Genomic DNA, 12,074 nt, shown 5'->3' with positions numbered 1-12,074 from the left:
CTTGGAGGTCCCGACGATGACCGCACCGTCGGCCAAAACCGATATCGTCGAGGAACTCGGCGAGTCGACGCTGCTGATGCCCTTTCTGGTCAACCGCGGGCTGGTGGCCAACGAGCGGGCCAAGTATCTGCTGAGCCTGTTGCAGGCGGCCAGAACCCGAGCCGACCACCCGGCCGAACCGTTCGCGGTCCTGCGCGCGGAACGGCTCGCCGCCGGAGTGCGCGAGCCCAGCTATGACGAGGTGGCCACCACCGCCCGGCAAGCGGAAGACGGCCGGTATCTGATCTCTGGCGCTTCCCGGATTCACCGGGAACTGTTCGCCGCGATCGAGGAGATGCTGGCGCCGCTGACAGCGGCCGATGTTCACGAGCCGGACGCGGCGCGCCTGGCCGCGCTGTCGGCAGCGGCACCCGAGCTTTCCGGCGACGTGGTCGCCGGAGACTACCTGGACGCCATCACCTCCACCGACCGCCGGGACGGTGACTCGCCGCACTTGCTGGTGATGGACGCCCACCGTGCGCTGAACCGGTTGCAGAGCCGGCTTGCCACCGAGTCGGTCGACGGTGCGGCCTGTTACCAGCTCGGCGCCGGCGACCGGGAGCTGGTGGCCGCGTTCATGGCCGGTGTCCACGAGACCGAGGCGTTGAAGTTCGACCACCCCGGTCTGGCGACCACGGCGACCCGGGCCGGTGATCGGCTGGTGATCCAGAACGACCTCGGCACCACGGACGCGCACGTGGTCCTGCTGGCGGTCGAGGGACTGGTGGCCACGCTGACCTACACCGACGTGCACCCGCGACGGCTGCGGTTCTTCGAGTCGATGCTGGCCGGCTACGCCATCGACTGGTCCGACGTCCAGCGCCGCGACGGCGGGGCAATCCTCGGCGAGCACCATGTGGCCGTCGGCCGGTTCGTGGCGCCGGACACCGCCGCGCTCACGACGTACCTGCGGCGGGTCGGCTCCCGGCTGGTGTTCGTGCTGGACTGGAACCGGGCACGCAAGCGGTTGACGCCGCTGCTGGGCCGCGACGACGCGATCGCCGTGCTGAGCTGGGCCGCCGAGGAGAATGTCGGGCACATGGCATGGCTGTCCCTGGGCGGCGAACGGCTGATCTACGACGCGGTCGAGGCCGCCGTCACCGTCCGGGCCCGCTACGGAGAGCCACTGGTCGAGGTACTCGGCCGGGAAGCCACCGTGGCGATCACGAAATTCGCGCTGCGGGCCGCAGCGCTCGGCCGGCTGGCCGGCAAGTCCGCGCGGCTGATCCACGACGAGCTGCGCGTCGAGGTCCGCCGGCACGTCCAGGCGTCCCACCAGAAACTGCTGGACACCAGCGCCGAGCACGCCGGCTTGATCGTCGAGTGCGCGCAAGCCCTGCACAGCGCTCTGCAGCGGCTGGGCACGCCGGGCGGCGCCGACTTCCTGCGGCGCGCGGCGAGCCGGGCCGCCGGCTGGGAACACCGGGCCGACGAATTCGTGATCGCGCAGCGCCGGGATGCCCGGCGGGTCGACGGCGGCGCGACCGTGGCCCGGCTGATCGCCGACGCCGACGACGCCATCGACGCCCTGGAGGAAGCGGTGTTCCAGCTGACCCTGGTGCCCCCGGACGCGATCGGTGCGGTGCGGCCCCTGCTCGAACCAGTCGCGGCGGTGGCGGTGCGGGCGGCCCGGGAACACCTCAAGGCCGTCGAGCTCGCCCGGGCGGTGGTCGAAGGGGCCCAGCCGGAAGATCTGGAGGATTTCCTGCTGGCCATCGAGCAGGTCGGTGTGCTGGAACACGACGCCGACTCCGCTGACCGGGCCACCCGCGCCGCGCTGGTCACCGACGCCCCCGACTTCCGCAGCCTCTACGTCGCCGACGGGGTGTCGCGGGCCGTGGAGGACGCCACGGACGCGTTGCTGCGCTCGGCTCTCGGATTGGGTGACCACCTTCTCGGTCTGGTGGCCAGCCGATGAGCCTGTTCCTCCTGAGCGCCGGCGGTTCGGCCGACGCCGACGCCGAAATCGTCGGCGCGAAGGCCGCCGGCTTGATGCGCATGGCCGACGCGGCACTGCCCGTGCCACCGGCGTTCGTGCTCGGCACCGCACTCTGCGCGGACTACCACGCGCGCGGCGGACGGCTCGACGCCGACGTCCACAAGCTGATCGCGCGCGGCATCCGGCATCTCGAACAACGCACCGGCCGGCGGTTCGACGCACGCCGCAAACCGCTGCTGGTGTCGGTGCGCTCGGGCGCACCGGTGTCCATGCCCGGCATGCTCGACACCGTTCTGAACGTCGGACTGTCCGAGACCACGCTCCCGGGGCTGCTGCAGGCGACCGGTGACCCGGTCTTCGTCTGGGACTCCTTCCGGCGGTTGATCCAGTGTTATGCCGAGGTCGTCGGCGGCAGCTCGCCCACCCCGTTCACCGAACTGGTCGACGACGCGATCCGGCGCCACGGGGTTCCCGCCGCGAACGAACTCGACGTCGCCGCCCTGCGCGAACTGACCACCAGGCTGCTCGACACCTACCGGACCGTCGTGGGGCGGCCGTTCCCGCAGGACCCGGTGGCTCAGCTGACCGGCGCGATCGAGGGGGTGTTCCGGTCCTGGAACAGCGACCGGGCCGTGACGTACCGCCGGTTGGAACGGCTGACCGGCCTTCCCGGCACCGCCGTCACCGTGCAAGCCATGGTGTTCGGCAACCGAGGACTGGGGTCCGGCTCCGGCGTCGCCTTCACCCGCGATCCCGCCACCGGCGAACACCGCCTGTACGTGGACTTCCTCCTCGACGCCCAAGGAGAGGACGTCGTCGCCGGCCGCACCCGCATCGACAACGGCGGCATGGCCGCCGACCCACCACCGGCCCTCGCCCGACAGCTGGGTGAGGTCAGCCGCACCCTGGAAGCGGTGTTCACCGACGCCCAGGACTTCGAGTTCACCGTCGAGGAAGGCACCCTCTGGCTGCTGCAGACCCGCGACGCCAAACGCACGCCCTGGGCGGCCCTGCGCATCGCCTGCGACCTCGTCGACGAAGGAATCATCGATCGCCGCACCGCGTTGGACCGCCTTCGTGGATACGATCTGAACCACATCACCAGACACCGGCTGGTGCCGGGGGGCGCGCAGCCGTCACTCGGGCGCGCCGTCCCCGCCGGTACCGGCTGCGCCACCGGTCCGGTCGCGCTGGACGCGACCGCCGCGGCCAGCCACGCAGAACACGGTGAGCCGGCGATCCTCGTGCGGCCCGAGGCGTCCACCGATGACGTGGCCGCCCTGGCGGTGTGTGGCGGCCTGCTCACCGCCCGCGGTACCCGAACGTCCCACGCGGCCGTCGTCGCCCGCCAGCTCGGCCTCGTCTGCCTGGTCGACTGCACCGCCCTCACCATCGACGCCGAGGCCCGCACGGTGCGCATCGGCACCCACGAGCTCCACGAAGGCGACCCGATCACCGTCGACGGCAGCGACGGCCGCGTCTACGCCGGCGCGCTGGAACTGATCGAGGAACGGCCGATCGAGTTCATCGACCGGGTACACGCCTGGCAGCGAAGCCGATCGGCCCGACACGAGTAGCCGACGAAGCGTCGGCTGACCGCTTTCCTGCCGAAAGGCGGTTGCCGGAGGACTTTCGACTCTCGTTGCCGAGGTGCTTGCCGTCGATGCTCGAACCTTCACGCCAACGCGGGGAGGTCGCGCGATGCCAACCGTTCGCCAGCACCGGACTACCGAGGGCATCATCGGGCCGGTCGACTACACCGCACGCACCCGCTACCGCGGGACGCCCGGGCTGTATCAGCGGCTGCAACCGCTGGGGTGGTGGCTGACCAGGCACGGGCTCAGTCCGGCGTATGTGGTGACCCTCGAGGTGCCGGGGCGCCGGAGCTCGATCATCCGCCGGACGACGTTGGTCCAGGTCGTCGTCGGGAAGCAGCGTTTCCTGGTGTCGCTGGCGGGTGAATCGGACTGGGTGCGCAACGTTCGCGCGGCCGGTGGCCGGGCGGTGCTCGGCCGCCGGGAACGCCGCGCGGTGACGCTGCAGGAGGTCGCTCTCGGAGAGCGGCCACCGGTGATCCAGGCATACCTCGCCCGGGCCGGCCGAACAGGCCGTTCATGGGGACGCGCGGCCGAGGCCCGCCACTACTTCGGCGTCAGCGCCCAGGCCTCCTCGGAAGAAGTCGCCGCGGTGGCACAGCGCTATCCGGTGTTCCGCATCGCCGACCCCGGACCGGCCGACGCGGAGTGCAGGTCCCATCGACGGTGAAGCCGCAGAAACGACATCGAACCGGGTGCTGGTGATGACCGGAGGAAAGAGCATCGGTGCGACCGCGGGGCTGCGCGAGATCGCGTCGAACGTGTTCTGGCTGGGCCTGCCCGGACGCACGCGCACCAACGTCTACTTCATACGATCGGGTCCGGCATGGGTGCTGGTGGATGCCGGCTGGGCAAAAGACGCCCGGCGAATCGAAAACACGGCCAAGGCGCTGTTCGGCGCCACCACCGGCCCTCCGGCCGCGATCCTGCTCACCCACGTCCACCCCGACCACGCCGGTTCAGCCCGGTACCTGGCGCGCCTCTGGGACTGCGCGGTTCACCTGCACCCGGACGAATTGCCGATCGCCAACGCCGACTTCGAGACGATGGTGGCCGTCGCCGGCCCGCTGGATCGCTGGGTGGTGCTGCCGTTGCTGCGCGCCATGGGCAGGCGGCGGCGCCAAGCGGCCCTCGAGCGATCCACCCTCGGTGCGCTCGCGCGGCCCGTCGAGCCGGGCCACGGGCTGCCTGGCCTGCCCGACTGGGAGTGCGTCTCCACCCCCGGGCACACCCCGGGCCACCTGGCCTATTTCCGGCCCGCGGACCGGGTTCTGCTCAGCGGCGACGCCCTGGTGACCCTGCGCATCAGGACCGTCAGAGGCCTGCTGACGGCCCGGCCGGGCCTGTCCGCACCACCGTGGTACACGACCTGGGACCCCACATTGGCCGCCGAATCGATCCGTCGGCTGGCCGCGCTCAGTCCGACCGTGCTGGCCGGCGGGCACGGCACACCCCTGACCGGTCCCGGCAGCGAAGCCGCGTTGTCGGCGTTCGTAAGCGGCCGACAGCACAGCAGCGATCGGTAGCCCCACCGCCGCGGCACCTCCGCGACGATGCACCTGAAGTCGTTGTTCATTCCGCGGCCGCGCCCGGTGACGGCTCGAGGATCACGACCGCGGTCCGGCCAGGCCGTCGCGCCGCATAGGCGTCGAGATTCTTGTCCAGCTCGCGCCACCGGGCCCAGAGCCGGTCCCGTTCCTCGCCGTCGGCCGCTCGCCCCCGGACTCGGCGCCGGCCATCGACTGGTGCCACCGTCGTTTCGGGATGGGCCTGCAGGTTCAGCCACCACGCCGGCTCGGGCTCGGCCTGGGGGCGCGGCGGGCCGCGGGCCCGCCGCGCCCTGGGGCTCAGCGCCGGGTGATCTCCCAGAGCACGTTGTCGCCGTGCTGCTGGGTCCAGAACAGCCGCCAGCCGTCGGCGAACGGCGTCGGCCGCTGGGCACCGAGGATGCCCTGCGGAGACGGGTCGCCATCGGAAGCGTGGATGCCGGTGATCTCATTGTCGCCGTCGTTCTGGAAGCCGGTCCGGCCGCTGAACGCCGAATCCAGCGTCGCCGACGGGTCGCGGCCCTCGGCGAGGAACCGCACCGGCTGCGCGCCGTGGGCGTAGTTCACGCGCAGGTCGAACAGGTACGCCGAGTCGAGCAGCCCGCGCTGGGTGTGCAGGGCGTCGCCCGCGTCCTCGACGAACGCGACGTGGTCGGCGTCCAGGAACGTCACGTTGTCCAGGCCGGTGTGCTCCTCGTCGCCGTTGTAAACCAGCGACAGCGTGCCGGTGTCGGCCTTCGGATCGGCCTGGGTGAGCTTGAGCACCGAGCCCCAGCCGCCGTAGCCGTCATTGGCCGTGCTCGTGGCGTTGGTGTCGCCGGTCTCGTCGAAGTAGAACTCGCGGAAGCCGGTGCCCGGCCGGAACTGGCCGTTCTCCGGCCGCTTGAACGGGGTGGCCCCGGCGGCCTTGGCCAGCGCGTTCGCGTCGTACCCGGCCGAGGCCGGACCGGTGGCGGTGTCGTGGATGGTCACCCACTTCGTGGCGAACGACAGGCCGTAGGTGTGCAGGTCCTTGGTGTCGTCGCTGAAGGCGTTGCCCTTCGGGTGCGCGGCGTCCATCGGCTGGAACGCGATCGGCGCCCCGGTGCGCCGCGAAAGCACCTGCAGGGCCTGCAGCTTGCCGTGCTTCAGGTCGCCCTTGTCCTCCGGCACGAACCGGTAGACGAAGCTGTTGGGCAGCTTGGCGTTGGTCCCGGGCACGGTGGCGCCGCCGGAGTCCTCCACGACCCACAGGTTGCCCGCGGAGTCGTTCTGGATGCCCTCGTAGCCGCCGCGGCCGAGCGCGCCGGAGATGTCCTCGGTCCGCTTTCCGTCCAAGGTGGACTGCCAGACACCACCGCTGGCGCCGAGCTCGGCGGTGAACAGCAGCCGCCGCGCCCACGGGTCCCACGTCGAGCCGTCGAAGTCCGGCAGCGGCTTGCCGTCGGTCGTCGCGGTCGAGAGCAGGGTGACCTTGTGGGCGGCGTCGGCGTCGAGATTGACGCGCGTGATGTAGCCGGTCGCGCCCGCCTCGTGCCCCTGGAAGACGAAGTGGGTGCCGTAGTCGTAGTGCGGGTCGGCGCCGCGCTGGCCGTGCAGTACGAGGTAGGTGTTCTTGTCCGGTTCGGTCTTCGACGCCTCGACCAGGTGCCCGGCCGCGGGCAGGTCACCGGGGGCCGGCAGCAGCGGGCCGTCGCCGCGGTACCCGAAGAACGGGATGTCCGCGGTCGCATTCTCCAGCCGGTTCGAGCCCTGGGCGGCGATCCACCCGGCCAGCTCCGGGGACAACGTGTTCGGGACGGTGAGCCCGGCGGCCTTGGCATTCGCCGGTACCCCGGTGAGGGCGAGGTCGCGGCCCCCGCCGTGCTGGTCGACCCCCTGCGCCGGCGCACCCGCCACCACCGTTACCGCCAGGGCGAGCCCGCCCGCGGCTGTCAGAGCCGTCCTGGCCGTCGTTCGTCTGCTCGGTCTCATCTTGGACCCTCCAGTCCTCAGGAACACCGAGAGCCAAGACTGCGAAAGACACAGCCGTAGCGCGGCTCGGTGACGGGCAGACGTACTCACGCCCAACACCCCGCTAACTGGTGCACCGGGGACAAAACGCCATCACTGCACGCCAACTTCCCTACAGGGCAACGATTCAGGCAGTTATTGTCCGCCACGACGGAGCGCACCCGTCGATGGGTAACGCGACGGTGCCGTCGGCGCACGGCGGGCGGAGCTGCCGCGCCAGCGCTTCTCGGTCGCCAGGATCAGCTCGGCCGATCCCCATGGTCCGAACCAAGAATGTGGCCGGTTCTACCCAGCCACCCTCCGCGATCCGCTGCTCAAGCAGCCAGCAGAGCACGCCCAGCCGCCACTCGTCCCATTCATGTCCCGAGGTGAACGGAACTGGGCAAGCGCGTTGACACGGCGGCCAGTGGGAGCTCCATGTCCGGCAGTTGACCGCGGACCGATCCAGGCGGTGTTGGCCGACCTCATCCGCGACGGCGACGCGTCCGGCCCTGGCCGTAACCTGTCCAAAAGCCACTTCCCACCCCGCCGCGCCCCCTCGGCCCCGCCACTGCGCCCCCCGGCCCATCACGGGCTCACCGAGAGCCCACGCAAGATCACAACGGCAGCCATCATGATCAACTACAGCACGCAAACCAGCCGCCTCCAACCGGCCAAGCCCGGCCTCACCTTCCACGGCCTACGCCACAGCCACAAAACCTGGATGATCGACGACGGCATCCCCGAAGCCGCCCAGGCCCTCCGCCTCGGCCACGTCCTCCAAGACAAAGTCCAAGAGACCTACTCCCACGTCGCCGCCGCAGTCGAACAACGCCTCCTCGAAGGCCTGCAAGCCAGGTGGGACAAAGCGTCCTCGGCGCGAGCCGCCGTGCTCCCGCCGAGTTCGGCTTCGAAGCTGCCCGGCACGACGACGTCCTCGGGGCCGAGATCGTGGACGCTGCGCTTGCCCAACGCCAGCAGTGTCGAGTCGATCCCGTTGCGCAGCACGTCGAGGACGTTTTCCACACCGGTCTGCCCACCTGCCGCCAAGCCCCACAGGTACGCGCGGCCGATCAGCACCGCACGAGCACCCAGTGCCAGCGCCTTCACGACGTCGCTGCCGCGGCGGATCCCGCCATCCAGCAGGACTTCCACCTGCCCGCCGACCGCGTCGGCGATCGCCGGGAGCGCACGGATGGTCGCCGGGGTACCGTCGAGGTTGTTGCCGCCGTGGTTGGACACCGAGATCGCACTCACCCCGGCATCGACCGCGCGGCGGGCCTCGTCGACCCGGATCACACCCTTGAGCAGGAACGGGCCGTCCCACTGCGACCGCAGCCAAGCCACGTCGTCCCACGTCGGCGGCGGGGTCTGCATCCACTGCCCGTACGCCCCGAAGAACGTGGGCACCTTTTCTCCGGGCTCCACCATGTTCGGCACACCCAAGTCCGGCAGCCGACGAGTGCGCACGTAGTCCAGCAGCCAGCGCGGGTGCGTGATGCCTTCCGGCGCGAACCGCAGCAGTTCGCGGAAGTTCAGCTTCTCCGGAATGTGCGGGCTACCCCAGTCGCGGCTGTGCGAGAACGACCAGTCCAACGTGAGGATGATACCGACGGCCCCGGCGGCGCGGGCGCGGTCGAGGCGGCGCTGGATGTCGTCGCGGGTGCCCGTCCAGTAGACCTGGAAGTACGTGTTCGGGTTGGCGGCGACGACCTCTTCGATCGGCTTGCTGCCGAATGAAGACAACCCGATCGACGTCCCGCGCGCCGCAGCCGCGCGGGCGACGGCGACCTCACCGTCCGGGTGCACGGCCTGCACGCCCGTCGGGGAGATCAGCACCGGCAGTGCGACGTCCCGGCCGAGCACGTGCGTACCCAGCTCGCGAGTGCCGGAAAGGCCCGCGGTCCGGGGTGCGAAACGCAGCTCGTCGAACGCGCTCAGGTTGTCGGCCAGCGTCAGGCCTTTCTCCGAGCCGGCGATCAGCGCGGAGTACACGGAGCCGGGAAGCCGTTTCTTGGCGCGCCGCTGCGCCTCGGCGATGGACTCGAACCAGGTGGTGCTCATCGTTTTCCCTTCGGATCGAAGCGCAGGGTGCGCCGGACGAGGACCGGGCGAACCGGCTCGAGAGTGCGGTGGGTCAGGCAACCGGCCCAAACCCCGGCGCCGTAGGCGATGTCGTCGGCGATCGCCGCCGCCGTGTACCGGACGGGGTCGAGGTCGCGCCTGTTCTTCGCCCACGCGGTCAGCGGCGGGCCGAGCAGCAGGGACGCCACGGCGGCCCGGCGCCCTCGTCCCCGCGGTACCAGCAGTCCCGCGAGCAGGGGCGCCGCGAACTGGGTGCCATAGCGGCCGCAGCCGAGCCACGTCTGGTGGACGGCGGTGGCCATCGCCCGCACGACGCCGTCCGTCGGCACGTCGTGGGCGCGTACCGTGCGGGCCGTACTGGCCACTGATCCACCGAACGCCAGCGCGGCGAGCGCTGGACGGCGGGCCAGCAACGCCCCGACGGCCAGCGCCGGCCAAGGCTGCAGCGCCAGCGGCGCCACCAGGCCCGGGTGCCGTTTGGCGAGCGGCGCGGCAGAGGTGCCGTAGCGGGCCCGGCGGCCGAGCAGGCCGCGCCAGGTTTCCGGTTCGTGGTGGTCGACCGAGACGTCCGGCGCATAGCGAACCCTGAACCCCGCGGTGTGGAGCCGCCAGACGAGGTCGACGTCCTCACCGACGCGCAGGTCCGGATCGAAGACCTCGCCATCGACGGCCACGTCGGTCAGCGCGGCCCGGCGAACGACGAGCGCGGCCGTGGGCACGTACGACATCCGCGTGCCGGGCGCGACCCGCGCGGGGCGGTCGCCCAGGTCGAGGCTGCTCGCCACCCGGGTGTAGCGGCCGGCCCAGGTGTCCGGCGCCAAGGCGCGCACACGGGGCGCGACCGCGGCGACCAGCGGGTCGGCGAAGTGCGCCGCGAGCCGGTCGGTCCAGCCCGTGGTCGGCACGCAGTCGCTGTCCAGGAAGGCTGCCAGCTCGGTGGAAACGTGCTCCAAGGCGGTGTTCCGCGCGGCGCCGGGGCCACCGTTGACGTCACGGCGGACAAGCTTCGCCCCGTGCGCGGCCGCTACTGTGGCGACGGCCGCGGAGTCGCGGGAGCCGTCGTCGACGACCAGTACCGGGTGCCGGCCGTCGAGCCCGGCCAGGCAGCGGTCCAGCAGCTCTGCGCGGTCGCGAACGGGCACCACGACTGTGAGGTCGGCGGGCGCGTCCGGTTCGGGCGGAAGAGGGTGGGCGAGCCCCGTGTCGGTGAGCCGTCGGGCGAGCGTCCCGGCTGCGGCCGTCGAGACCCGTCCTTCGGCGAGTTCTCGCCAGGCGGCCTGCCCGGCCGCGGTCAGCCGGAGCACGCGCGCGGGGGAACCGCCGAAGATCAGGTCGCCGGTCAGGCAGCGGGTGTTCTGATCGAGTTCGAGCCGGAAGCCGGTCGGGAGGGGCGTCACAGGGCCAGTCCTCCGTCCACCGGTACGACCGCGCCGGTCATCGCGCTGCTGTCCGGCCCGGAGAGGAACGCCAGCACCGCGGCGACCTCCGCAGGGTCGAGGAGCCGGTGGACCGGTTGCTGGGCAGCGAAGGCGGCGGCCTCGGGCAGGGCGTAGAGCCGGGCGCTTTCGGCGAGGATCGGGGTGTCGGTGGACCCGGGGCTGACGGCGTTGGCGGTCACCCCGGTCGCCCCCAGCTCGGCCCCGAGCGCGCGGACCAGCCCGGCGACCCCGGCCTTCGCGGCGCAGTAGGCGGCGAGCATCGGCAGGCCGCGGGTGGCGGCGGCCGACGCGACGGCCAGGAACCGGCCGGACCGTGGCCGCGGCCGCCGCAGCAGCGCGGGCACCGCGACGCGAGCCAAGTTGACGACGCCGTTCAGGTTGACGTCCAGGACCGCCTGTTCCTGTTCGAGTGGAACTTCCCACGCCGGAACTCCCCCGGCGACGACGCCCGCGGCCGCGATCGCCACGTCGAGCCCGCCCCACCGGCGTTCTGCCTCGGCGACGGCGGCAGCCATCGCCGAGGGATCCCGGACGTCGGCGACGAAGGGCTCGACGTTCCCGCCTGCCTGCTCGACGACGGCGGACAGCTCGGCCCCGCTTCCCATCGGATACGGCAGCGCCGGGTCGTCGGTTGCAACGTCGACCGCGAGAATCGGGTAGCCCCGTCGGGCCAGGTCCAGCACGGTCGCGGCGCCGATCCCCCGGGCCGCACCGGTGACGAGGGCGGTTCGCGCGGTCATCGCGGCACCACCTCGCCCGGAGTGCTCAGTTCGCTTCCGGTGGCGGAGCACCAGCGGGCCACCCGGGACGCGAGATCCACGACCAAGCGGTCCAGCAGCGCCACGCCTTCGCTCGCCGTGGCGGGCGTCGGGTCGCCGAGCACGCCGGTCGCCGTCACCGCCCGCACCCCGCCGTTCAGCAGCAGCGGCAGCACCTCGCCCAGCGGCCTGCGGTCCCCCGCGACGGCCCGGTCCATCCGCACCGCGTTCGGCCGCAAGGCCAGCTGCAGTGCGGTTTCCGGTCGTCCGGCGTGCGGGTCGCCGTCCCAGTGCGGCTGGAACACCTCGACGTCCCGGGACTCCGCCCGCAACCGGGCGACGGCCCGGGCGACCGGCGCGGCGTTGCCGCCGTGCGCGGAGACGAACAGCAGCCGCGTGAACGTCTCCGCCGCGGACCGGCCCAGCTCGACCAGCAGCAGCTCGGTGGCGGCCTGGCCGATCGAGAGCGTCCCGGCGAACCCGGCGTGTTCGCCGCTGGAGCCGAAGGCCACGGCCGGCGCCACCAGGACGTCCGGGCGCTCGTCCGAAAGCCGGTCGCACAGCGCGAGCGCGATGTCGGTGTCGGTGGACAGCGGCAGGTGCGGGCCGTGCTGCTCGGTCGCGCCGACCGGCACGGCCAGGACCGCGCCCGCTGCCGCGCGCTCGGCGACGTCCGGCCAGGACAGGTCCGCGAGCCGCAC

At 72.1% G+C, this 12,074-nt stretch carries 10 protein-coding genes; 4 read left to right on the top strand and 6 right to left on the bottom strand.

The annotated features are described in order from the left end of the window. The first annotated feature begins 16 nt into the window (after positions 1 to 16). The 4 genes from QRX60_RS23490 to QRX60_RS23475 all read left to right on the top strand — a co-directional run bounded on the left by QRX60_RS23490 (position 17) and on the right by QRX60_RS23475 (position 5,099). The gene (locus QRX60_RS23490) at positions 17 to 1,957 is read left to right on the top strand and encodes a hypothetical protein (protein WP_286002924.1); all 1,941 of its coding nucleotides are present in this window, start codon (positions 17 to 19) and stop codon (positions 1,955 to 1,957) included. Further along, positions 1,954 to 3,555 carry a PEP/pyruvate-binding domain-containing protein gene (locus QRX60_RS23485; protein ID WP_286002923.1) on the top strand — a complete coding sequence of 534 codons (1,602 nt, stop codon included), beginning with the start codon at positions 1,954 to 1,956 and terminating at the stop codon, positions 3,553 to 3,555. The genes QRX60_RS23490 and QRX60_RS23485 overlap by 4 nt, the downstream gene beginning before the upstream one ends. Positions 3,556 to 3,679: 124 nt before the next feature. Next, on the top strand, positions 3,680 to 4,243 hold the full coding sequence (locus QRX60_RS23480; protein ID WP_286002922.1) for a nitroreductase/quinone reductase family protein: 564 nt from the start codon (positions 3,680 to 3,682) through the stop codon (positions 4,241 to 4,243). 34 nt (positions 4,244 to 4,277) lie between these two features. Then, the gene (locus tag QRX60_RS23475; protein WP_286003678.1) at positions 4,278 to 5,099 is read left to right on the top strand and encodes an MBL fold metallo-hydrolase; all 822 of its coding nucleotides are present in this window, start codon (positions 4,278 to 4,280) and stop codon (positions 5,097 to 5,099) included. Between the two features lie 46 nt (positions 5,100 to 5,145). On the opposite strand, the gene QRX60_RS23470 is transcribed toward QRX60_RS23475, so the two are convergent. The 6 genes from QRX60_RS23470 to mftE form a co-directional block, all read right to left on the bottom strand. Beyond that, positions 5,146 to 5,424, bottom strand: a complete 279-nt coding sequence (locus tag QRX60_RS23470) for a nitroreductase/quinone reductase family protein (RefSeq protein WP_286003677.1) — start codon at positions 5,422 to 5,424, stop codon at positions 5,146 to 5,148. Then, entirely contained in the window at positions 5,421 to 6,998 is a 1,578-nt protein-coding gene (locus tag QRX60_RS23465; RefSeq protein WP_286002921.1) for an alkaline phosphatase PhoX, read from the bottom strand. Before QRX60_RS23465 ends, QRX60_RS23470 begins: the two co-directional genes overlap by 4 nt. An 894-nt stretch (positions 6,999 to 7,892) precedes the next feature. Beyond that, positions 7,893 to 9,155, bottom strand: coding sequence for a pre-mycofactocin synthase MftD (mftD, locus tag QRX60_RS23460; protein ID WP_286002920.1), 1,263 nt, complete (start codon positions 9,153 to 9,155; stop codon positions 7,893 to 7,895). Next, the gene (mftF, locus tag QRX60_RS23455; protein WP_286002919.1) at positions 9,152 to 10,573 is read right to left on the bottom strand and encodes a mycofactocin biosynthesis glycosyltransferase MftF; all 1,422 of its coding nucleotides are present in this window, start codon (positions 10,571 to 10,573) and stop codon (positions 9,152 to 9,154) included. Before mftF ends, mftD begins: the two co-directional genes overlap by 4 nt. After that, complete coding sequence (locus QRX60_RS23450; RefSeq protein ID WP_286002918.1) at positions 10,570 to 11,355, bottom strand: mycofactocin-coupled SDR family oxidoreductase; 786 nt, start codon at positions 11,353 to 11,355, stop codon at positions 10,570 to 10,572. Before QRX60_RS23450 ends, mftF begins: the two co-directional genes overlap by 4 nt. After that, a complete protein-coding gene (mftE, locus tag QRX60_RS23445; RefSeq protein ID WP_286002917.1) occupies positions 11,352 to 12,074 on the bottom strand; it encodes a mycofactocin biosynthesis peptidyl-dipeptidase MftE in 723 nt (240 codons plus the stop codon). Before mftE ends, QRX60_RS23450 begins: the two co-directional genes overlap by 4 nt.

The organism is Amycolatopsis mongoliensis (assembly GCF_030285665.1).
Classification (GTDB): Bacteria; Actinomycetota; Actinomycetes; order Mycobacteriales; family Pseudonocardiaceae; genus Amycolatopsis; species Amycolatopsis mongoliensis.
The sequence above is the reverse complement of the archived record's forward strand: the minus strand, read 5'-3'. Positions and strand labels throughout refer to the sequence as shown.

Coding starts and splice junctions, on each gene's coding strand:
- QRX60_RS23490 (WP_286002924.1), top strand. CDS start 17: ATGACCGCACCGTCGGCCAAAACCGATATCGTCGAGGAACTCGGCGAG.
- QRX60_RS23485 (WP_286002923.1), top strand. CDS start 1,954: ATGAGCCTGTTCCTCCTGAGCGCCGGCGGTTCGGCCGACGCCGACGCC.
- QRX60_RS23480 (WP_286002922.1), top strand. CDS start 3,680: ATGCCAACCGTTCGCCAGCACCGGACTACCGAGGGCATCATCGGGCCG.
- QRX60_RS23475 (WP_286003678.1), top strand. CDS start 4,278: ATGACCGGAGGAAAGAGCATCGGTGCGACCGCGGGGCTGCGCGAGATC.
- mftD (WP_286002920.1), bottom strand. CDS start 9,155: ATGAGCACCACCTGGTTCGAGTCCATCGCCGAGGCGCAGCGGCGCGCC.
- QRX60_RS23450 (WP_286002918.1), bottom strand. CDS start 11,355: ATGACCGCGCGAACCGCCCTCGTCACCGGTGCGGCCCGGGGGATCGGC.